Annotated in this window: 19 protein-coding genes; 3 read left to right on the plus strand and 16 right to left on the minus strand. The window is 42.7% G+C overall.

Going from position 1 to position 23841, the window contains the following annotated elements:
* The first annotated feature begins 8 nt into the window (after nt 1-8).
* The 3 genes from ASF92_RS15760 to ASF92_RS15770 all read left to right on the plus strand — a co-directional run bounded on the left by ASF92_RS15760 (nt 9) and on the right by ASF92_RS15770 (nt 2278).
* On the plus strand, nt 9-1088 hold the full coding sequence (locus ASF92_RS15760) for a c-type cytochrome (RefSeq protein WP_197413311.1): 1080 nt from the start codon (nt 9-11) through the stop codon (nt 1086-1088).
* A gap of 4 nt (nt 1089-1092) precedes the next feature.
* Entirely contained in the window at nt 1093-1548 is a 456-nt protein-coding gene (locus ASF92_RS15765) for a DsrE family protein (protein ID WP_056095285.1), read from the plus strand.
* Between the two features lie 340 nt (nt 1549-1888).
* Nucleotides 1889-2278, plus strand: a complete 390-nt coding sequence (locus tag ASF92_RS15770; RefSeq protein WP_056095288.1) for a YidH family protein — start codon at nt 1889-1891, stop codon at nt 2276-2278.
* A 73-nt stretch (nt 2279-2351) separates the two neighbouring features.
* Here the strand turns inward: ASF92_RS15770 and ASF92_RS15775 are convergent, their stop codons facing one another.
* The 16 genes from ASF92_RS15775 to ASF92_RS15855 form a co-directional block, all read right to left on the minus strand.
* Nucleotides 2352-2708, minus strand: coding sequence for a response regulator (locus tag ASF92_RS15775; protein WP_056095291.1), 357 nt, complete (start codon nt 2706-2708; stop codon nt 2352-2354).
* Nucleotides 2709-2795: 87 nt separating this feature from the next.
* A complete protein-coding gene (locus ASF92_RS15780) occupies nt 2796-2978 on the minus strand; it encodes a hypothetical protein (protein ID WP_056095295.1) in 183 nt (60 codons plus the stop codon).
* A 31-nt stretch (nt 2979-3009) separates the two neighbouring features.
* Nucleotides 3010-3576 carry a hypothetical protein gene (locus ASF92_RS15785; protein ID WP_056095298.1) on the minus strand — a complete coding sequence of 189 codons (567 nt, stop codon included), beginning with the start codon at nt 3574-3576 and terminating at the stop codon, nt 3010-3012.
* Nucleotides 3573-3803: a hypothetical protein gene (locus ASF92_RS15790; RefSeq protein WP_056095301.1), complete on the minus strand. Its 231-nt coding sequence runs from the start codon at nt 3801-3803 to the stop codon at nt 3573-3575. The genes ASF92_RS15785 and ASF92_RS15790 overlap by 4 nt, the downstream gene beginning before the upstream one ends.
* A 68-nt stretch (nt 3804-3871) precedes the next feature.
* The gene (locus tag ASF92_RS15795; protein ID WP_056095304.1) at nt 3872-4951 is read right to left on the minus strand and encodes an efflux RND transporter periplasmic adaptor subunit; all 1080 of its coding nucleotides are present in this window, start codon (nt 4949-4951) and stop codon (nt 3872-3874) included.
* 12 nt (nt 4952-4963) lie between these two features.
* On the minus strand, nt 4964-8185 hold the full coding sequence (locus ASF92_RS15800; protein WP_056095306.1) for an efflux RND transporter permease subunit: 3222 nt from the start codon (nt 8183-8185) through the stop codon (nt 4964-4966).
* A 7-nt stretch (nt 8186-8192) separates the two neighbouring features.
* Nucleotides 8193-9584, minus strand: a complete 1392-nt coding sequence (locus ASF92_RS15805; RefSeq protein ID WP_056095310.1) for a TolC family protein — start codon at nt 9582-9584, stop codon at nt 8193-8195.
* A 1608-nt stretch (nt 9585-11192) separates the two neighbouring features.
* Nucleotides 11193-13196, minus strand: coding sequence for a heavy metal translocating P-type ATPase (locus ASF92_RS15815; RefSeq protein WP_231729838.1), 2004 nt, complete (start codon nt 13194-13196; stop codon nt 11193-11195).
* A gap of 174 nt (nt 13197-13370) precedes the next feature.
* The gene (locus ASF92_RS15820) at nt 13371-15548 is read right to left on the minus strand and encodes a TonB-dependent receptor domain-containing protein (protein ID WP_056095317.1); all 2178 of its coding nucleotides are present in this window, start codon (nt 15546-15548) and stop codon (nt 13371-13373) included.
* Nucleotides 15549-16100: 552 nt separating this feature from the next.
* A complete protein-coding gene (locus ASF92_RS21545; protein WP_082489586.1) occupies nt 16101-16316 on the minus strand; it encodes a GDCCVxC domain-containing (seleno)protein in 216 nt (71 codons plus the stop codon).
* Nucleotides 16317-16321: 5 nt separating this feature from the next.
* The gene (merTP, locus tag ASF92_RS15830) at nt 16322-16921 is read right to left on the minus strand and encodes a mercuric transport protein MerTP (protein WP_056095322.1); all 600 of its coding nucleotides are present in this window, start codon (nt 16919-16921) and stop codon (nt 16322-16324) included.
* Nucleotides 16918-17298: a metalloregulator ArsR/SmtB family transcription factor gene (locus tag ASF92_RS15835; protein WP_056095325.1), complete on the minus strand. Its 381-nt coding sequence runs from the start codon at nt 17296-17298 to the stop codon at nt 16918-16920. Before ASF92_RS15835 ends, merTP begins: the two co-directional genes overlap by 4 nt.
* Before the next feature lie 83 nt (nt 17299-17381).
* On the minus strand, nt 17382-19925 hold the full coding sequence (locus ASF92_RS15840; protein WP_056095328.1) for a heavy metal translocating P-type ATPase: 2544 nt from the start codon (nt 19923-19925) through the stop codon (nt 17382-17384).
* A gap of 11 nt (nt 19926-19936) precedes the next feature.
* The gene (locus ASF92_RS15845; RefSeq protein ID WP_231729839.1) at nt 19937-22693 is read right to left on the minus strand and encodes a multicopper oxidase domain-containing protein; all 2757 of its coding nucleotides are present in this window, start codon (nt 22691-22693) and stop codon (nt 19937-19939) included.
* 5 nt (nt 22694-22698) lie between these two features.
* Nucleotides 22699-23160: a heme-binding domain-containing protein gene (locus ASF92_RS15850; RefSeq protein WP_056095332.1), complete on the minus strand. Its 462-nt coding sequence runs from the start codon at nt 23158-23160 to the stop codon at nt 22699-22701.
* Between the two features lie 2 nt (nt 23161-23162).
* Nucleotides 23163-23735: a DUF3347 domain-containing protein gene (locus ASF92_RS15855; protein WP_056095334.1), complete on the minus strand. Its 573-nt coding sequence runs from the start codon at nt 23733-23735 to the stop codon at nt 23163-23165.
* Between the last annotated feature and the right edge of the window lie 106 nt (nt 23736-23841).

Genomic DNA, 23841 nt, shown 5'->3' on the forward strand with positions numbered 1-23841 from the left:
TTAAAAGTGTGAAAACAGAAAGAAACAACGAGGATAAACTGCAGGTATTTGCCCGGTTTGGAAAATATCTCGTATGGACGTCATTTCTATTCGTTGTGATCATGTTTTCTCTTGTTTTAGCACTCAGCGGATTTCATCTTCCAAAAAGTTTCTATGCGGATAAGCCTAATCCATCCATTCAAAAGAATCAAATAAAACCTTTAGAGCGCCGTGTTGCTAAACCCGAATATTGGAAGGCGCCTGATACGATGCAGCTTCAGGGCAAAGCTGATGCGGATCTGATCAGGTATGGCCGGGATTTGATTGTCCGTACGGCATACTATTTAGGGCCGCAGGGTATCGTAGGAAAGCTGACTAATGGTATGAATTGTCAGAACTGCCACTTGGATGCAGGAACCAGGCCCTTTGCGAATAATTTCTCCATCTTTTATGCAGGTTTTCCAAAAATGAGCGCAAGAAGCGGTAGAAAGGAAGAAGCCTTTGAACGGATTAATGAGTGCTTCGAGCGAAGCATGAACGGCAAAGCTCCGGGAAGAAATTCCAGGGAAATGGTCGCCATGTTGGCCTATTTAAAATGGGTTGGAAAAAAACAGGATGCCGCACATTCCATTGCGGATAATTCGGTAAAAAAAATCCCATCTCTGGATGTGCCTGCAGATCCCCTGAAGGGGAAAATGGTATATGCCTCCAAATGCAGCAGCTGTCATGGAGAAACGGGCAAAGGCGTTGCCTCACCTGATGGAAAAGGATATATGTACCCTCCCCTTTGGGGCAGGGACAGCTATAACGATGGTGCAGGAATGTTCAGGCTTGGAAATTTTGCAGGATTTGTCAAAAACAACATGCCTTATGGCGCCACCTACAAAGATCCGAACTTAACGGATGCGGAAGCCTGGGACGTAGCTGCATTTGTGAATGCGCAGCCCAGACCGCACCTGGATTCCAAAAACGACTATAAAAACCTGTACACAAAGCCAATAGATTATCCCTTCGGGCCATATGCAGATCACTTTAGCGAAAAGCAGCATAAATATGGTCCCTTTATTGACATGGCTGAACAGCACGCACCTATAAAACAGAAAAAATAGAAACATGAAAAAATTACTGATCTTACTCCAGCTTGTCATCATGATGGTCATCACCACCAATGTATCTGCACAGGAGACAAAAAAACCGTTTACGGGTGCTGTTGCAAAAAAGAAATCATATAAAGCGCTATATGTACTTAACAGTGCCGAGGAAAAACATATTTCGGGAACACTCAGGAACATCAACAATGCTTTGGAGGATCCAAGATTGAAGGGAAAACTGGAGGTTGAGCTTATCGCCTTCGGGGATGGCGTGGCGGTTTATCGCAAGGATGGAAAGTTCCTTGAGCAGCTTAATTTGCTAAAGTCAAAGGGCGTAATTCTTGCGCAGTGCGAGAATACCGTTCGCGAGCGGAAAATCGATAAGTCAGATCTCTTCGATTTCATCAGCTATGTGCCAAGCGGCAACGGAGAGATCATCATCCGTTCGGCGGAAGGATGGGTAATCGTTCATCCCTAATGTAAAAACCAAAACGGCAGTGAATCTTTAAAAGGTGCAAATTGGTATTTCGATACGATGCAAAGATTAGGATCAGTTGTGCCGGATCCATTTCACCCGGGGCCGCAAACGCCGAAAATTATTGTCATGTTTAAATATCAATGGCTTATGCCGGCAACACTAAAATTCAAAAGGTTCGACAAAATTGTCTATCATCGTATGTGCTGTGCGGAGTAACGCATTTAAAAATGCTAGGGAATTTATCGAAAAGCTACATAATTAAAACAGTACTCGCCCAAACAGCATTGATAAAATTTTGTTAATCAGGCATGCGGTGATCCGTCAACCAATATTATCAATAATGGAAAAAGAAGAACAAGCCATTCCTAAATCAAACACTGGTGACCATCTGGCCAACGAACGGACTTTTCTTGCCTGGATAAGAACTAGCATAGGAATTATGGGCTTTGGTTTTGTGGTGGTAAAGTTTTCACTTTTTATCAAGCAGATCACTCTCGCTCTTGGGGCCAAAGCCGTCGTACACCAAACCGGCAACTCACAGAGGATAGGAATACTTCTTGTCGGGGTAGGCGCACTGACCATCATCCTGGCATTTATGCGCTATCAAAAAACTCATACACTTATTAATCAAGGCAGTTATTACCATTCCTCTACACTCATCAAAGTCCTTACCGTGGTTATTTTCATTTCAAGCATGCTTTTGTTGATATATCTTGTAAGAACGACTTAGCGGATCTCTGACATGGAAACACTGATTGTGAGCACGAATACCAAACTTGAGAGAACCCGTACTTTATCACCGGTCAAATATGTTTCGCTACCAAACGCAGCAGGTCGTGAATATCGAAAGGCTTTTTAATAAAATTCTCTGCAGCGCAGCCCCTTCTAATGTCATAACGGTCCGCATGAGCACTCATCATGATAATCGGAACATTCCGGGTTTTCTCTAAGGACTTCAGGTAACTGCAGACTTCAATGCCGTTTCCATCGGGGAGCATAACATCCAGCAGAAAAAGATCTGCAACATGATCACTTAGCCCTGCCATAAACGAGCTTACCGAAGAAAACGCGGAAACCCCATACCCCTCACTGTTAAAAAGAAGCTGTAATACTTCGGTTATACCCTCATCATTTTCCAAAAGATATATCATCTTTTCCATTTGTCATGCATATTGTGGGTTGCCCCTGGTTATAATAAATCTGATTTGCCATTCCTACGAATGTTTTTTAAAGGTCTAAAAAGGCCCCTACTTCCTCAATTTTCGCTTCTCATTGAGATGGCCGGTTTCCAGGTTCAACCGCTCCAGCAGGTAACGCAATAAAACCTCTCTATCTTGGTTTGCGGGGTGATATGCGTTATCTCCACCCTTTGCTGAGGATTTATTATGGTCAAAAGTTTCAAATGGTTGTGAAATATTTTTCTCTGTCATAATTTAAATTTTAGGTTAAATATTTTGCCTATTATTTTTTAGTTCCTGAAATTGCCAGAGCCAAACGAAGTCCAAAAAAGGAAACCTGCCCTCCGCTGCTTTTCCAACCCTCATAACGAAGGCCGAGATCTGCACTATAATGCTTCGAAATTGGAATGCTGGCACCCAAAGTCGGTCCGTAGGCAAAAGAGGTATTCAGCCGGTCTCCAAGAGTATTTGCTGCACCAAGCTCAAGGGCAGCGTAATAGATACCTTCAAAGTAATATTTTGCTCCGACTTTAATTGGAACAACACCATTCATGCTTGTTGGCTCTCCTAAATAATCGAGACGTTTTTTTACCTCATCCCTGTAGCGGAAAGTCATATAGCCCGCAGATCCGGTTAGGTTGAGGTGCTCCGAAACCTTGAATTCCACCTTTGTTGATGCCCCATATCCGTTGACATAAGTTTTAGCCGTCTTACCGGTCGGAAAGCCCATGACAAAGCCTACCGATATCTTGGGGACGGCAGTTTGATCTTGCGCCTTTACCTTTACAGTCATTAATAACAGGAAACAGATCAGAAAAGGTTGAAATGTCCATCCGGCATAGGCACTCATAGGGAGGTCCTGTAAAAAATGTTTAACTCGGCCGCAATGCTTTCCAGGTAAGGGGCAAGCTTAAAATCTCTTGATACAAAGGATATTACCCCTTGTTTTTTACATTCCCAAACCGTCCCAACCAGCTCTCCCTCGATGTAGACCTGGTTGCATCTTTTCTTTGGGACATCTATGCAAATGTGTTTTCCCCCGATTTCAAACTCATGGTTAAATTCTAAATCTTTCATATTTTCCTTTTTTCTTATCTGACTAATAAAAAGATTTGCCGGGCGGCTAATATCCGCCCGGCAATGTTTTATAGCGTCTGACCGCTTTTGATCTCATCGTTCGCGGGCGAAATAATCTCTGTCCCGGCTTTGATGGAACCAAAAATCTCGGTCATCTCTGTTCCCTTCATCCCTTCCTTAATGTCAACGAGCTTGGCTTTACCATTTGCAATTTCCACTACGTACTTCCGTTCTGTAGAACGCACGATAGCAGAATTAGGCACAAGAAGCGAAGTCGCACCGGATTTAAGCGGGATTTCAACCTCGGCATACATGCCGGCCTTCAACCTGTTATCTTTATTGGCCACGTCAACCTCGACGATTTCCTGGCGCATGTTGCCCAGTGAATTTGCAGACCGGCTGATCTTGGCCTGGCGCTGTTCCCCCGGCAGCGCATTGAAGCGGAACTTGACCATCTGGCTTAGGTCCACTTTGTCTACATAATCCTCAGGTATAGAAACTTCAAGCCTCATGTGGGTCAGGTCCTGCAATACCAGCATGGGTAGGTCCGAAGATTTGCCCGCCGACACCAGTGCTCCCGGTGATACATTCCTGTCAACGATCACCCCGTCAAAAGGCGCATATACTTTCAAGTAGTCCTGCATGGTACGTACGGAGGATACATTTGACCGCTCAGCCTCAGCTATGGCCTTATCTCCTTTCATCCTGGAAAGCGCATTATCAAGTTCTAGCGGAGATACCGAACCTTCCTCTTTTGCTGCTTCTTTCAGACGTCTGTATTTCTCACTGCTCGCCGATGCGGTCTCCCGTGCCTGCAGGTAACGGGAATTTGCCGATTGCAATTGTGATTCGAGTTCCGGTGCTTCCAGGGTCATCAGCAGCTGGCCTTTGGTCACCTTAGAACCCAAATCGACCAGTATTGCTTTCACAAAACCATTGGCCTTGGGAAAAATGTTCACCTGGTTGAAAGGCTTGAGCACCCCGGGAATGCGGGTAAAACTGGAAAGGGCCTCTTCTTCGACCTTTGTGGTTTCATATTTGGCTTCCTTGCCGTTTTTTTCGGGACTGATGTTCACGGGCTTCTGGTTTCCGCCACACGCGGCCAGAGTACTTATAATTATTATGATGGGAATGAATCTGGTTTTCATGTTGTTTATCTTTTAAATTCTTGTTTTTCTAGGCATTAGGTTTGGTTCTTTTAAGCTGCTTTTTTTCTGTACCCAAGCGAAAACCTGCGGAAGGATGAAGAGCGCGGCAAGGGTTGAAAAGAATAGCCCACCAATAACAGCCCTGCCGAGCGGCGCGGTCTGTTCACCGGATTCGCCCAACCCAGAGGCCATCGGGATCATCCCGGCTATCATCGCAAAACTGGTCATCAGGATCGGCCTTAAACGAATCCCGGCACTCACCACTGCCGCCCGGGTAGAATCCTTGTAATCCAGCCTGAGTTTTTCGGCGTTGGTCACGATAAGTATCGCATTGGCCACTGACACCCCGGTGGACATGATCATCCCCATGTAGCTCTGCAGGTTAAGCGTAGAACCTGTAAGCAATAATGCGGTAAGCGACCCAAGGATTACAGCAGGAACGGTCGAAAGAACCGTCAGCGAAAGCTTGAAAGACTGGTAATTGGCCGCAAGCAGCAGGAAGATCACCAATATCGCAAAAGCAAGTCCGCCCTGAAGAGAAGATAGTGTTTCAGTCAACAGGCTCGACATACCTTTCACTTCAGCAGTTAGTCCCTTAGGAGGCGTGCCTACGGACTTTAGTGCCTTTTCTACATCAGCAGTTGCCGTTCCAAGATCCTTTTTATAAATGTTTGCGCTCACGGTCAGAAAGCGTCTTGGCCCGGAGCGGTCATATTCTCCTGGAAGGTAACTGGTATTGAAAGTAGCGATGTCGCCCAGTACCGGACTGCTCTGCCCTTTAACCAAAGGAATTTCTTTGAGCTCATCCATTGTATTCATGACATACTCTGGAACCTGTACCTGTACCTGGTAGGTATAGGCGGTTTTTTCATCGAGCCATTGGTTCTTCTCAGTAAATCGGCTGGATGAGGTACTTGCAGTAACTGACCTTGCGATATCAACCACGTTCAGCCCAAACTGCGCCGCCTTTAATCTATCAAGGGTAATAGAAACCACGGGAATGTGCAGGGGTTGAGCAATCTGGATATCACGGAGGTAATCTATTTTTTTAAGTTTAGAGAGCACCTTATTAGCGTAAGACTCGATCTGGTCCATATCTTTTCCTGCTACTCTGATCTCAATAGGAGTTGCAGCGCCTTGGCTCATAATCTTTTCGGTCATGTCAATCGGCTCAAAGGTGATACGTAGGTCAGGAAGTTTATAAGCGATGTTCTTTCTCAGCGCATCTTTCAGCTCATCCATATTTACCTTATAATCTTCATCAAGGTTCACCTGAAGCACAGCCTCATGGGTACCGGTATTGAAGATATATAAGTTACTTGTTCCGTAACTACTCGGAATAAGCCCAACGTATCCCGAACTAACTGCGATATGGTTATCTACTGTCTGATTGATAATGGAAAGTACCTGCTTAAATTTCTCCTCGGTGCGCTCTAATCTGGTACCGTCCGGCGCTTTGATGCGTATCTGGAACTGTCCGTTGTTGAGCTTTGGCATCATATCCTTTCCAATAAAAACAAATCCCAGTCCTGCAAGAGAAATGACCAGAACTAAATAAATCCCGACAATACCTTTTTTCATCGGCATCCACCGCTGGATGATTGCCATAAACCGCACCTTCACCCTTTCAAAGAAATCATTTTTTTCCGGTTCATCCTTTTCATTTTGCAGATGCTTTTCTACCTGCTCTCCTTGCCTCTCGTCCAGGGCCTCTCCTGCATGAGCATGGATCTTACCATGGTCATAGTGCTGGTAACGTTCTTCGTTTATCATCCAGTTGGATAGAATGGGAACTAAGGTCTGGGCCACGATGAAAGAGACAACCATGGTGAAGCCAATCGAAAGGGATAGTGGCAAAAACATCGCCTTTGGTATACCGTTCATCATAAAAGATGGTGCAAATACGGCCAGAATACACAGCAGGATGAGCAGCAGCGGGAATGCGATTTCTTCACAGGCATCGTAAATGGCTTCGCGTTTGGGCTTGCCCATTTCCAGGTGCTGATGGATATTTTCGATCGTCACCGTTGCCTGATCGACCAGGATCCCTATTGCAAGTGCCAGACCGCTCAAGGTCATGATATTTATGGTCTGACCGAACATGCCTAGTAAAAGCACCCCAATTAAAATCGATACCGGAATGGTGATCACCACGATAAGACTGCTTCGCAGATCACGCAGGAATAGCAACACCATTAGGCCCGTTAATAGTGCACCAAGACCACCTTCAGTGATCAGGCTTTTTACCGAGTTGATAACGGCAACAGACTGGTCAAATTCATAAGAGATGTGGACATCGTCCGGCAAGAGGCTCTGCATTTCGGGGATTTTGGCCTTTAAGGACTTTACCACTGACCAAGTCGAGGCGTCTGCTGTTTTGACCACAGGAATATACACAGACCGTTTCCCGTTGATCAATGCATAATCCACGGTAACATCCGCTGCATCGGCAACCCTTGCCACATCCCTTACCAATATTGAAACGCCGTTTTTTGTAGCTATTGGAATGTTGTTGAATTCATCGACCGTTTTAACCAGGGAGTTCATAGAGGTCACCATCATGGTATTGTCCAACCTTAGATTTCCCGAAGGAGACATGACATTGAACTTGGATAAAGCCCCTACCACCTCGTCCGGAGTCAGATTATAACTCCTTAATTTGCTCGGATCTACACTAATGGTAATCGAGCGGGAATTGGCACCGAATGGCGGTGGCGCTGAAAGCCCTGCGACAGAGGAAAACATGGGCCTGATACGCGTTGCCGCCATATCATAGATTTCTTTCAGACTGCGGGATTTGGCCGAGAGTACAAGCTGGCCTACTGGCAGTGAAGAGGCATCAAAGCGGACCACCTGCGGAGGCAAAGCGCCTGGAGGGAAGAACTTCATGGCCCGGTTAACCTGCAAGGCAACTTGGGCAGAAGCCTCTGCCATATTGGTGCTTTCATAAAAACTCAGCTTTAGCATCGTCAAACCCTGAATGTTTTTGGCGGTAATATTCTTAACGCCATTAACATAAAGAAACTGATCCTGTAGACGAGTGGAGAAGAAGCCCTCCATCTGTTGTGGAGACATACCTCCGTAGGATTCAATAACATATATTGTCGGCGAATTAAGCTGGGGGAAAATATCTATTGGGATCTTCAGCGCACTGAGAACTGCAAAGAGCAGTAAACTCGCGGTGATCACCACTGTTGTAATCGGCTTTTTCAGGGCCGAGGTAACCATTGACATATCTTTATTATTTTAATGTGTTTAACAGTGAATCTACTTGGTTGGTGGCGATAGCCTTTTGAAAAAGCGCCCGGATGTACAGATATTTTGCGTTGACAAAATCGGTTTCTGCACGGTAAAGGATGGTCAGGGCTGCATTGAGCTCAATGATGTCGGTCAGCCCGTTCTTATAAAGCGAGAGCTTCTGGCGATACCCTGCGGCCGCTGCCTTTAGCTGGTTTGGTATTTCATCGAGTCTTTTATGCGCGGTACTGATCTCAAGTCCTGCTTGAAGGGCGGCATTTGATAACATTAACCTTTCCTGCTGTAGTTCCTTTAAGTAAAAATTGCTACTGGCCTTTTGGGTCCTAAGCTTCAACTGACGCCTGCGCAGATCAAATAAGTTATAACTGATCCCTACGCCCACGAGGTAATTTTCCCGTTGCCATTCCAAGCCATTCGAGAGACTGTTGAAATTATCATTGGCATCAATGCTTGATCCCCTTGACCAGGCAGCAGCTTGCAGGCTTACCTTTGGATTATAGGCTTTTTTGACCAGGTTTTCCTTCTCAACGCTGCTTAGATAATTGCTTTTGTAGAAATCAAGCAGCGGATGGCTTGAACTGTCGGTCAACTTTACCGATAGGTTTACCTCAAGCGATTTTAGCCGATCCAGGATCGTACTGTCAGCGACAATACTTTCCGGATTTAGCCCGCTGATTGCTGCAATGTCGAGCTGAACCTGTCTGTAGGTATTGTCCATTTCAATATAGTTCAATCTTGATTTGGAGAGTTCGGCCCCTGCGATACTGGTATCCACACCCGGACGCACACCGCTTCTGGCAAGGGATAAAATCGAACGGTTGATCTGCTCATTGCGACTGATATTGCTTGCTTGAATGGATAGCATGTCCTGAAGCTTTAGTAGACTCAGGTAATCATCAATAGCGATGGCCCTTGTCTGGTATCGGCGCTGGGCAAACTTGGATCGTTCAACGACAAGTTCTGATTTGGCGACTGCATTCTGAGCTTTATAGGCACCAAAATTATAGACCTCCCAATCAAGGGAGACAATACCAAGATTAGTAAGTGTAGCCTTGGTAGTGCTTTCAGTCCTAACACCTCTGGAATTGGAGGGAACTATACCAAAGGCCATATAAGGTCCTGCCACGTTATTGTTTGAGCCCAGATCTGCCTGATAATTAAGCTTCAGATTTGGAAGGGCATTCGCCGCGGTCTCTCTTAACTGGGCGGCACGTATATCAACTGTTGCTGAATCAGCGGCCAGTGAAGGTGAAAAAGCGGTCACGTGATCGATCAGATCAACGATCCCGATGGGCTTTGGGGAGGTTTGGGCATGGCTTTCCAGCCCCATATATAAAAGTGGGAACAAACAGAAAATCTGTTTAATACGGATCATGTCTTTAAATTAAAATTTAAGGAAAAAGATTTGACGGACGTCTTGGACAGGAAACACGGTGATTAACCGGCCGTCGTCACTTCATCATTTGAAGGACCTGTCAATAAAAGAAAATTGAGATAAATCTCAGATCCGAAAGACCTGGTTGGAAATATAAATTGGGACTGATCCGGCAATCCTGTATCTGATCTCAAGAAAATACCTGTTTAGGTTAGAGGCTAAAAGCGAAAGCCCCAAAAATAAGATGACGCCGATAAGAAAAGCTTCCAAAACAGGAAGCACGGTTTTCTTGCGTTCATCAAGGATACACTTAAATTGTCTGGTAATTTTTGAATCCTTTCCAAGCGGAGAAAAGCTACCTTTGTACTGCGCAGCTGATTTTATTCCCCGGGCGGACTCTAAAAGGGAGAGGTTGGATAAAAAAAAGATATTGCCCAAAGAGATAATCAGGTACAGCAAGACGACTCCAATTATAGAGCAATTTGGTACCTGCTTAACTTTCAAACCCTTCAAATTTAACAACCTAAATATATAGGCGCTAAAATCTGCATTAATCTAAAAAGATGAGAGGATAAACCGCAACAAAACCGTTACAAAATATCAACAAATATTAGGTTACGATATTTCTCACCCTACTTTCGATTGTCATCGAATAATTTCTTTTTCCTATACTGTCCCTCCATCTTGTTGTTCAAAACTTTATCAAAATTAACCACAGCTTCACAATGCTCAAAAAGGGTCGAACTTCCGCGGGTTGACCCTACTAAGTGGCAATATGAGGCATCTAAAAAGTATGCCTCTTATTTTTTAAACATTAAGAACTTGAAAATAAGTCACTTACAATAGATTAAATTGAATTTTTCGGTTCGAACTTTTTAGAATTTTCCCTAAAATTAAGATATACCGCAACTATTTATAAAACACCAATTGTCTAGACATCAGTGTTGAACTCCATAAACTGCTATCTAATTAGCCAAATAAGCATGTGGATTAGTTTCAATTGCGAACATCGATCAGCTTGAATATTATTCAATTATAGGATAAACGGGGGGAAATCCGTTTGGTCTAAATTTTTTTACAATTATGCGCAAATGCCATGTAGCTTGCATTTAATTTAGAAGGTACATACCCTCGGTTTAACAACGTGATTGATTTAACACCGCCATTGAAATGAAATTTGTATTTTTTGTTTTTTGAAATAATTTGATGAAGCGGGAATTGAAAGTTCATGCATTATTTAATGCATTCCTCAACTCGCATCTAGCCTTCATTTTCATAGAATTCGAATTATCAAGTACTCATCATCAAAAACTGAAATTCTTATTTGAATAATGGAATGAGTTTATGAGAATCATATCCTAAAAAACCCATTTTTTTAAGGCTAGAGAAAGGACATACCAAGAACAACCTCAAACCTTGGTAAATATCAAATAATGAGTGTTTAATGATAGACTAAGTAATACAATACTAATGGCCTGCTTGTAACTCTATGTCTTGGCTACTAAGCTTATAAAAACAGAAAGCGGAAACAATCATACTGATCATCCCGCTTTCATATTAACGCTCTCTATTAAGTTACGGCTAATTGCAGATTTTATTATACGAACCTTATAATTTCATCTTCTGTATCCTTACCGCATTGAGTATCGCCAAAAGCGCGACTCCAACATCTGCAATTACCGCTTCCCAAAGGTTCGCAATCCCTCCTGCTCCAAGGATCAAGACAATAACTTTGACAACCATTGCAATGGTTATATTCTGCCAGACTATCTGGCTCGTAATCTTACCAATTTTAATAGCCGTTGTGATCTTTGAAGGCTGATCATTTTGAATTACAATATCCGCAGTTTCAATGGTAGCATCGCTTCCAAGACCGCCCATCGCAATTCCTGCATCTGCCAAAGCTACTACCGGGGCATCATTAACCCCGTCACCCACAAAAGCGATCCTGTTACCTGCATCTTTAAGCCCCTGTACTTTTTCAACTTTCCCCTCTGGCAATAGATCTCCGAAAGCCTCATCAATGCCAAGGGTCTTAGCCACTTTATCCACGACCGCCTGCTTATCTCCAGACAACATTACCGTCTGGATCTTAAGATCATGCATCTGCTGGATGGCCTGTTTTGCATCTTCTTTTATTTCGTCAGCAATAGTGATGTAACCTGCATATTTATCATTAATCGCAATTACAACTATGGTATCTACTAGTGCATCTATTTCTGCAGGATAAGAGATATTAAATTTCTTAAGCAGTTTTGCATTACCTGCAAGGATTACTTTTCCTTCTACAGTTCCTTTTAAACCATGCCCTGATATTTCCTCTACATTTTCGGCTTTCAAACCTGCAGCTTTATCGGCAGCATATTCTACGATAGCCTTGGCAATAGGGTGGGTGGAATTGATTTCAATTGCAGAGGCAGCCCTGATTAGTTCATTTTGATCAATATCCCCGGTAACAATTTCCTGTACTTTAAATACCCCTTTAGTCAAAGTTCCGGTCTTGTCCATGATTACGGTATTGATTTTGGTCATTACATCCAAAAAGTTAGACCCTTTAAATAGTATTCCATTTCTTGATGCAAGGCCAATACCGCCAAAGTATCCCAGCGGTATAGATACCACAAGCGCACAAGGGCAGCTGATTACCAAGAAAACCAGCGCCCGGTAAAACCACTGTTGAAAGTTGTAAGTGTCCACAAAAAAATATGGTGCAAAGCAAACCAGCAGTGCCAGTGCAAACACAATGGGTGTATAGATCTTTGCAAACCGGCTAATAAATAACTGTGTCTGAGACTTCCTTGCTGTTGCATCCTGTACCATTTCAAGTATCTTACTCAGCTTGCTATCTTTAAATAAGGATTTGACTTGTATCTGAGATACTTTATCTAGGTTGATCATTCCGGCAAGTACCTGTTCCCCTTTTCGCTTGGTGTCAGGTTTACTTTCCCCGGTCAGCGCCGCAGTATTGAAGATTGCCGACTCAGAATCAAGAATGCCATCCAGAGCTACCTTTTCTCCGGACTTCACCTGGATCAGCTCATCTAAAACAATTTTTTTAGGATCGACAACAACCGGGCTGCCGTTCCTGAGTACAGTAACCTGGTCTGGGCGAATGTCCAGCAGGGCCTTAATGCTTTTTTTGGCTTTATTGACAGCTGCATCCTGGAACCACTCTCCGATTGAATAGAAGACCATTACGGCTACCCCCTCACTATAAGAGCCAATACTGAATGCACCAATGGTGGCTACGCTCATTAAAAAGAATTCATTAAAGAAATCAAAATGTCTGGCTTTACGAAACGCCATGCCCAGTACATTATACCCTGCCAGTAAAAAAGCAATGGCATAAATAATCAGGTTCAAAGGAAACGCTAGCTGGAACTTAAATCCAAATTCCAGGGTTAGCATCACTACTAAAATAAGCAAGGCAGTGAGTAGCGGCCAGTGGCTAAGAATGGTTTCTTCTTCCTGATTCTTGTTTAAATCCAGCACCTCATCATCTTCCTCTTCCTCCTCACTAAATGGATGCACTTCCTTGCTGCTTTTTAACAGGGGATCCATATTTTCTTCTGTTTCTACAATTTTATTTTCCAGGTTATTGATATCTTTCATTTTATTAGTCTTTTAATTCAGTAAACCATTCTTCTGCAATTTCCTTTTGCAGCGCGTCATTTGAATTAATCCATTATTTCGTACCAAGCTGTAAAAGTTAATGCCATCAAGCTAAATCCGAACTAGCTATACTTTGTCTTAAGCAACCATTTCGGACCATTAGAAGCTTGTCTTTCAAAGTCGAATTTTTACACCACCATTTATCACAAAGCCATCTAAAGGCGCATAAATATCCCGGAAAACAGGATTGGAAATACTGCCTGTATAAATAGTATCAAACTTTGTTTGACGGGTATCAGTTATATTTTCAAAGTTAATGAATACCGAAAACCGCTCCCATATCTTTTCGGCCATTAGCCCTGCTGTCCAGTAGCTTTTGCCTCTAACTCCATCATTTAGCTGCTGCGAACCAAAGTAGTAAGCCTCTGCACCAATTTTCCATTTGTCCTCTACCTCATACATCAACACATTATTGAGCCGATGGCGAGATACCAGAGGATAAGTTGTATTAACATCATTGGTATTTTGGGTTACATCTGCAAGGGTATAACCCAAGAATAATTTAAAATCGCTGTAGGTTAACTTCACATTTGTTTCGATGCCTTTAGTATTTAGATTCCCCAAGGGCTGCTGATATTGTAAATTAGCATTGGTTAATGCAGTAAGCAGGATAGGATTATCTATTCTTGTATAAAAAAACAACTGGTTCACACTTAATCCAACCTGACCATCAAACATTGAAGTACGATAGTTGATGTCATAATTGGCACCATATGACCGCTCGGCCTTTGTGTTTGCTACATCTAACGGCAGTACATTCCGGAACTGAATGCGTTCGGCATCTTCTGTAAATACAGTAGGCGCCTTATAGCCTAACCCACCACCCAACCGGGTAGAAAAGTGTTCAGTAATCTTCCATAAGCCCGATATCCTGGGTAAAAACAGAAAGCCATAATCATTATGGTAGTCACCCCTTATACCTGTTTCCAAAGTAACTTTCGGGCTAATGTTAAATGTGTTTTGTACAAAGCCACCAATGGTATTGTAAGTATAGCTTCGCAAAGGGAAGGTGTTATTCTTTTCCTCACCAAAGTGATCAGTTAAAAAATTCAGCCCTACCACCCAGTCTGCTTTCTCTCCGTTTCGGGTATAGTTGGCCTCAGTATACGATGCTACCTGAACTCCTGAGAAACGATAGTCTGGCAAAGTGATGGTGCGGTCAAAGTAGCTGACACTATTTTTAAATGTTAGCTTTTCTTGATCATTTAACTTATGATCAAGCTGTAACTGGCTACTGTATCTGCCAGTTTTGTTCTCTTCAAAATAAGAATTCTGATCGCTTCCATGGCCTTTAATAAAGTCCAGGTCACCTCCAATACGGTTTTCAACCGTGGCATTGATTCCGACATTCAGCGTGGTACGCTCATTCAAATAGATCCATAGTTTTGGATTAAGGGTATAGCGGTTAAACCTGGGAATGGCTGTTAAGCCAAGGCTTGATGGATCATAAGGTGAGCCATGATTGTAGGCTGCATAAATTGTAGTCCCTACCTTGTTAAACTTTTCACCATAAAATACACTGGCATCAATGCCTTTTGCCGAAGTGCCATTTAGCAAAAAGTCTAATTGCCGTTCATCGGTGGGTGTTTTGGAAACCAAATTAACCAATCCTGCAATCGCACCACCCCCATACAAGGTTGAAGAAGACCCTTTGATCACCTCTACCTGCTTTAAATCCAGGGGTGCAACCTGTAATAAGCCCAAACCACCTGAAAAGCCAGAATACAAAGGGAAGCCGTCACGTATGATCTGCGTGTACTTACCATCAAGACCCTGAATTCGAATAGCTGCATTACCACTGGTTGCTGATGTTTGCTGAGTTTGGATACCTGTACTTTCGGCAAGAAGCATGCGGATATCTCCTGGCTTCATATTGGCCTTTTCTCCTAGTTCCTCACCTGATATCACCTCCACGCGCGTAGGGATGTTGTCAATAGTTCGGCTGCTCCTGGTGGAGGTAACTGCGACCTGTTCCAGCTCTTCACCTTCTGCCTGTTCTAGTAGAACGATTAGAGGCTCTGTATTAGACAGAGGAAATGCGAGGGTGTCAACTTTGGCGGCATATCCAACGTACCGGTACTCAATGGAATGAATGCCGTTTGGAATATCAGAAAAAGTGACTTGACCCTGGGCATTGGTAGACAAAGCTTTTTTAAGGTCATTTATGGTCACTGTAGCGCCAATTAAAGGCTCTTTAGATTCTGTATTTTTTAAAATTACAGTAAAATTATTTTGGGCAAAGGCAGTAATAGAACATGCCACTGCAACAAAAAGCATAATGAATCTTTTCATTGAAGAAATTAATATTTACCCTTATGGGTACTAATAAAATATTTTAAACTTTTAGAGAGCCGAGGGTAAACCGGGGTGGTTGCCACACGGAAGGGCTAATCCTGATTGGAGTGCCTGAATTAATAGTAATAATAAAAACACCTTTTACAGGACGATAAGTTAGCAAAAGAGGTGGTTGCTGTGGAAGTAAAATCGAAAATGGACACCGGGTGCAATTACAAAAAGGATTGCAAACACTTCTATCGGGTTTGTCTTTGCCAGCCTTACTCACTTCTATTTTAATGTAGCTATTTATAATATCCTTATCCTTACATGGATCAAAACCAGTAAAGATCATTAAGACAGTCATAAAAATAGCGAACAGCTTCATTGAGGCCAAAGATAATGTTATTATCAAAACAGTTTGTGATACTCGAACGGAAATAAATTTCCATTCCCCAAGGATTTTACATAAAGCTGGAATAATAGGATGGTAGCTCTTGAATTACCAAATAATGATGAGTTATTGATAGATGTTAAAGTATTGTATAATAACTTTTATATGCCAAATGACTAACTACAACAGCTACTACCTTCCTGAATAGGAGGACAGGGAACAGTACCAAAACTACAGAATACACAACAATCGCCTAAATTAGGTTTGATTTGTGCTTTACAGCTTTCACATTCGTAAAAGTACTGACAAGCATCCGTTGGCATTACCTCTTCTTTTTTATACCCACATGAAGGACAGGTAATGGTAGAATTTAATTGAATTTCTTTAGCCATTTTTATTAGGGTTTAATATTTGTTACTTGGTAACCAGTTCTGTTTATCTGAGATTTTAAACTATCAACTGAAATCTTTTTAGGGTCATAAGTCACCCTTGTTTCAGCTTTTTCGTAGGAGGTTAAGCTTTTCGCTACACCAGAAACCTTAGAAAGTGTCCCATCAATGTGTGCGGTACAACTGGCACAGGACATGCCTCTAACCGAAAAATTAACCGATTTCAAATTACTTTGTTGTTGAACATTAGTCAATTTTGCAGGCGCATCATATAGGGCTGATGAATAATAGGGAAAAGCAAGAAGTAGACCTGAAAAGAGTGTAATGAAAAGTAATGCTTTTTTAGATTTCATAAAAGATGAACTTTCACACTGGCAGTCTTCTTCTTTCTGCGATTTTTTAGATAACTGCTGATACCAGGCGAAAGCAAGAACAATTACGGTGACCCCTATTAAATAAGGGCGAGCAGGTTCTACCCAGGAAAAAAATGAGGCCATACCAAAAGTTCCTGTAATTAACGCAAGCAGCGGAGTTATACAGCATAATGATGCTGCAAATGCAGATAACAACCCCACACCTACTAATCCTGACCTTTCTCTTGTTTTCATATTTGTTTGATTTGATGATTTGGAGTAGTTATATGTGTAAATAAAGGCTTTAATAATTCTATATGACGAGGCTCAATGGAGTAATAGATCGTTTGAGCTACTTTGCGGGCTTTAATAATTCCCCCGTCCTTCATTTTACGTAGGTGCTGAGAAATAGCAGGAGTACTCATACCTAAAATATCTGCTAAATCACAGGGGCATAACTCAAATTCTGTTTCTAAAAGAAATAGAATTTGAAGCCTTACTTCATTTCCGGTGAGGGCAAGTATATTACTTAATTGAAAAAAGGATGACTTATTAGCTCGTAAAAGCTCTTTACAGCCCTTTATCTGATTCAAATCGGCTAATACCCTAATACAAGTTTCCAGTTTTTCCATTGATCAAATATAGTGACTATTACTATTTAAGCAAATACTTAAATACAAATCTTACCTCTACGTGTTCAACGTTCATTAAAGTATCAATCGAGTTTCACATTTTTTAGCCGTAGCGAGTTTAGAATTACAGATACTGAACTTAAGCTCATGGCTAATGCCGCAATCATTGGAGAAAGCAGGATTCCAAAAAATGGATACAAAACGCCTGCTGCAATTGGAATTCCCAGTACATTGTAGCCTAGGGCAAAAAACAGGTTCCCCCTGATGTTTCCCATAACCTTATGGCTCAGTAGCCTTGCTTTAGCGATCCCGTTCAGGTCGCCTTTCACCAAAGTGATAGCAGCGCTTTGGATGGCCACATCCGTTCCTGTACCCATTGCTATTCCAATATCTGCCTGCGACAATGCAGGGGCATCATTTATGCCATCGCCAGCCATAGCTACTTTTTTTCCTTTTTGCTGTAACCGTTTAATTTCGTTCAGTTTATCTTCGGGCAGCATTTGAGCTTTATATCCATCAAGGCTTAAAGTTTCACTCACTGCCTTTGCGGTATCTTCATTATCTCCGGTAAACATGAATACCTGTAAGCCTTCCTTTTGTAACTTACCAATGGCTTCTTTACTTGATTCCTTAATTTTATCAGAAATGACTACAAATCCAATAGCATGATCACCAACTGCTAAGTAGGAAACTGTTTTACCTTGTTTTTGCTCGTCCTTAACCTGTTCCATTAGTTCAGGCGAAATGGCTGCATGAACCTGTTCCATTAGTTTTTCGTTACCAAGAGCCAGGTTTTCCTTGTTAAAAATCCCAATGACCCCTTTTCCGGTAACAGCTTCAAAATGTTCAATAGGTAATTGTTTTATCTGCTTTTGTTCCCCGTAGCGTATGGTCGCCTGAGCAAGTGGATGCTCAGAACTGCTGTTTAAGGAGATGATCCTTTGAAGGATATCCTGCACTGTAAAAGCAGCATCTGCGCTGATCACCTTTTCAACCGATGGTTTGCCTTCGGTGACCGTACCTGTCTTATCAATCACAACGATGTCAATGGCATTCAACTTTTCCAGTGATTCCGCATTTTTTATGAGCACGCCTGACTTTGCTCCCTTTCCAACACCCACCATAACAGACATTGGGGTCGCAAGGCCAAGTGCGCATGGGCAGGCTATAATCAGCACCGCTATTGCGTTTACAAAAGCATATACATAAGAAGGCTCTGGCCCATATACTGCCCAAATGATAAAGGTCACTACGGCAATAAAAACAACAATAGGAACAAAGTAGCCGGAAATCTTATCAGCCAGCTTCTGGATGGGTGCCTTTGAGCGGCTTGCAGAATTGACCATGTCAATGATTTGGGATAGCAGGGTTTCCGATCCTACTTTCTCAGCCAGCATGGTAAAAGTTTTATTTCCGTTAATGGTTCCTGAACTCACCTTATCTCCCGGTTTTTTATCTACAGAAATGGGTTCCCCGGAAATCATCGATTCATCGATGGTAACCTCTCCTGTCTTAATACTTCCGTCAACAGGTACTTTCTCCCCTGGTTTTACCCGAAGCAGGTCCCCTTTTTGTATGTCATCAATAGCAACCGTTGTTTCTTTTTCGTCCACGATCCTGGTGGCCTGATTGGGTGCCAGTTTCAACAGTTCTTTGATGGCACTATTTGTCTTGCCATGCGCCCGTGCTTCTAAAAGTTGCCCAAGCAACACCAGCGTCAAAATCACAGCTGCAGCTTCAAAATATACATAGACGTTACCCGAATGGGTCTTAAACTGGTCTGGGAAAATACCGGGAAATAATAAAGCCAGTAAGCTAAATAACCAGGCCACTCCCGCCCCAATACCAATTAAGGTAAACATGTTCAGGTTCCAGGTCACCACCGACCTCCATGCACGCTCAAAGAACATCCAGGTTGCATAAAATACGACCGGAATTGAAAAAGCAAACTGCACCCAGTTCCAGTAACGAAGCTCCATCAAATTAAACAGCGGATTTCCGGGGATCATCTCCGACATGGAAATAATGAAGATCGGAACGGTAAACAGTGCCGCTATCTTAAATTTACGGAGCAACCGGTCATAGGTCTGGTCTTCTTCTTTATCAGAGCCACCGCCTCCAATTGGAACTAAATCCATTCCACATATCGGACAGGCTCCCGGCTGATCCCGGATAATCTCCGGATGCATAGGGCAGCTATATTGTGTAGCCAGCTTTTGAACGGGCTGTTGAACAAGATCCATTCCGCAAACCGGACAATCACCAGGCTTGTCGTAAGTTTTATCTCCCTGGCAATGCATGGGACAATAATACTTACCTGTTCCTGATTTAGTTATTGTTTTAGGATGATCTGCTTCAGGATGACCGGCATAGACAGGAGACGGCAATACCTTGTTATGGGGTAAATCTCCATGGTGATCCCCTGCCATCAGGATTTTATAATCACCAGCTTTAGATAAAGCTTCCTGTAATATCTCTGTTGGCACATGCTGTTCCATAGTAATGACCGCTACCGGGGGAACTAAGGTAACCCCTGCAGAAATCCCATGGATTCCATTTAAGGCAAACTCCACTTTTTTGCTGCATCCCTGGCAGCTCATTCCACTTATTTGATAGGTATGCTTCATGATGCTTATAATTAATAGGTGAGTGTAAGTCCGCCCCCATAACCCATATCGCTGTCGTAATGGGTGGAAAGAGAAAAGTATTTGGTCACAATGTATCTGAAACCGGCCATATATTCTTTATCGGTATTGGCCATAAAGTTAAACCGTAACCTGCTGGTCAAGGGAACATCTTCACGCATCAGCTGAAACCGTAATTTTCCTTTACTGTCTAGTCTTGCCTCGGCTGTGACCAGCATAGGAAGAATGTACTGCGCACCGATCACGGCTGCCTTTCTGTTCTTTTGATTGCTGAGCTGCCCAAAAAGGTTATTTTCCCTTTCATTGCTCATGCTGTTGTAATGGTAGTCAAAACCGACAAACGGCATTAGCCATTGCATTCTGCCAATGTAACGCCCAAAGTAAGTTTCACTCTCAATCCCATGTTCTGATTTTAAACCAACCCTCCACTCTGTAGATAATCTATAACGGGTATTGGCAAACATCAGCTCTCCATCACTACCATTACTTTCCAGTCCAATACTGGCCATTGGGTGATATTTCCTATCATCGGCAGATAACTTCTTCCAGGCAAGCTTTGTATCGGGCAGTTCAGGATTAGGCGGGGAGTTTTCATAACTAAAGACCCGGCCCATACCACTCATCATATGGTAAAGAATATGGCAGTGAAAAAACCAGTCGCCTCCCTTTTCACTGGCCGCAAACTCAATCGTATCTCTTTCCATTGGCATAATGTCAAGAACGTTTTTCATTGGCGCATTTTCACCCTGCCCGTTAATCACCCTGAAGTCATGGCCATGCAGGTGCATGGGATGTCGCATCATACTATTGTTATACATAATGATGCGTACATTTTCGCCTTTTTTGATCAGGATCTTATCAGTTTCTGAAACCGCCTTATTATCCAGCGTCCAGACATAACGGTTCATATTCCCGGTCAGATCGAATTTGAGTTCTTTCCATGGCCCTTTTGGTAGCGTTGTCATTTTTGGATCCCGGAGCATATTGTAATTCAGGGTTACGATATCCAAACTTTCAGGAGCCATATTCATTCCTGCCATACTTTTGTCGTTAGGCATCTGCATGCCAGGAGCATCAGTTTTCTTGCTTTCGGACTCCGGACTTTCTTCACCTGTAATTTCGGGATACATCACCGTATTCATATCCATGATCTGGTTCTGCATCTTCATGCCATCCATTTCAATCATATTTCCCTGCATGTCCATCATGTCGTTCATCATTTTCATGCCGGCGAAATATTTAGGTCTCTTCAGTTTTACTGCAGAAACTTTTTCTCCGCTCCCCAGCCACAAGGATGCTGATTTGGTACGGTCCTCCGGTGTAACTAAAAATTCATAACTCTTGTTTTCAGGAATAGTCACCACCACATCGTAGGTTTCAGAAACAGCAATGATCAGCCTATCCACCTCTACAGGTTCAACATCATTTCCATCAGTGGCAACCACGGTAATCTTGCCTCCCGCATATTTCAGCCAGAAATAATCAGATGCGCCTCCATTTGCAATGCGCAGCCTGACCTTATCACCAGCTTTAAACTGGGGCTGTTCATTTTGGTTTTTGCCGTTGATCAGGAAGTTCTCATAATATACATCACTGACATCCATGGCCGTCATGCGTTTCCATTCATTGTTTACCTTAGTCTTGAAGTTTCCGCTTTTTATAGCCTCTCCATAGTTTTGTGTTGCCCCTTTTTGTATAGCAAACCAATCAGTCGCATTTTTTAAGCTGCGATGTACTTCTTCAGGTTTCATATCCGTCCACTCACTTAAAGTAATTGGTATTGTCGGAATATCCCACTCTTTTCTTTTATTCATGATAAAAGCGCCGTACATGCCAATCTGTTCCTGAAACATACTATGACTATGATACCAGTGGGTACCGTGCTGAACGATCGGAAATTTGTAGACGTAAGTAGTGTGGGGCATAATTGGCATCTGCGTTAAAAAAGGTACCCCATCCATTTTGTTAGGCAGGAAAAGGCCATGCCAGTGAAGGGAGGTTTCTTCATCAAGATTATTATGCACATAAATCAGAGCGGTGTCGCCTTCGGTAAATGTTAAGGTAGGCATTGGAATCTGGCCATTTACTGCAATTGCCCGCTTTGATTTTTTTCCATAGGTTACCGTAGTATCTGCGACGTATAGATCGTAGCGCACTGTACGGGGCGGCGTACTGCTGGTAATGGTTTTTATCGGGCCTAAATTCGCTTTTGCCTTTCTGATATTAGCCATAGTGGCGTCATCATCTCCCATCTGCATTCCTTTTATATATTCCATACTGCCCGGCTTTTTAGCTTCCTCTTTCATGGGCATATCCATTCCATCATGCTTTATTGGTGTTGTCTTAGGAACTTCTTTCACGAGTTTCATTCCACATTTAGGACAGTTGCCCGGTTTAGAAGCATGGATTTCCGTATGCATCGGGCAGGTATAGGACACTGCGTGCATAGACTTATCTGTAATCTTTTTTTGAGAAGGCGTTTTCATGCCGCCCATATCACCCATCTTTTCGGATTGACTTTTTTTGGCCGGTACGGCTTTTTTAACCGGAACGCTTTTTTTCTTTTCAGCGACCAGCTTCATCCCGCATTTCGGACAATTGCCAGGCTCGCTACTCTGAATTTCGGGATGCATTGGGCAGGTATAGACTACCGGCTGTTGTTTTTGCTGCAATGAGATGGTCTGTCCTTCGTGCGCAGAGGCGAACCCGTACAAACCCATCAGCAAAATGTATACTACTAGTTTTTTCATCTTTATTAATTTTTTAAAAGACTGTCTTTTGTTTTTTCTATCCAGTCCAGGATCAAGTCCTGTTCAGCTTTTGTAAGTCGGGCATTCCTATGTATCAGTGTATAGGAACTGATAGGCATCGTGCCATCTTCTATACTGCCTGTTATTGCTTTTAGCTTGCTTTGCTGTCTGCGTGAGGAGTACTTGCCAAACTCATTAAAATTGAGCTCTTGTTTTCCTTCTCTGATATGCCAGGCAAGCCACCATCCACCAGGCTGTATATTTGCGTACCAGGGATAACGGGTATTGTTACTATGACAGTCGTAACAGGAGGTTTTCAAAATTCCCTGCACTTTTTCTGGTACAGGATAAGTGCGGCTAATATCGGCAGGGTAAGCCTGAATGCTGATATTTCGTTCAGGCTGAATAAACTGGATAACTACCAGCAACCCTGATAAAAACAAAAGACTTTTTGTTACCCTGCCCATGATTAATTTAGTTCTTCCTTAACACTTCCACAGGTTGGCATTTCTTTGCCCAGGTATGGGTTTTGGATGTCTTTGGTATCACTAAGCCAGTTGCCACCCTTTCCATTATTGTACATCGGGCAATTATCATAATAAAGCTTTTGTCCTGCGCTACCACCCGCTTTAACCAGATCATAAATTTCCTGGCTTAAAGTTTCAAAGTGTTCCCGCTGGTGCTTGATGTTTCCTGCATTGGATCCAATGTGCTCAGCATGTTCTTTTGCATCATCAGCGATATCCGTAAAGACTTTAGATTGTTCTGTACTTAGCGAAGCTTTGTCTACTACGTTTATGGCTTCAACTAGGCTCTTAGCAGCCTGCGCAGCAGTCTTATCGTCATCTTTTGTTAATGCATTTTTCAGTTCCAGGTAAGCTGAAATAACCTCTTTAGTAGGGACTATACTTTCGGCAGTAACCCCCTTTTTAGGTAGCTGAGTTTCCTTTTTATTTTCAGCGCTATTTACTGACTTTGTTCCGCCCGTACAGGCGGCAAAAAGTAGGGTAAACATTACCCCGCTTATTATTAATCGTTTCATGTTGTTCTTGAATTATAGGTGACCTGCAACATTTCTTGTCTACAAAACCTAAGATCTTTTCTGGAAAATAGGTGAGCTTTTAAATGCTGAAAAAAATAAAAATAGA

This window comes from Pedobacter sp. Leaf176 (assembly GCF_001424305.1).
In the GTDB taxonomy this organism is placed as follows: Bacteria; Bacteroidota; Bacteroidia; order Sphingobacteriales; family Sphingobacteriaceae; genus Pedobacter.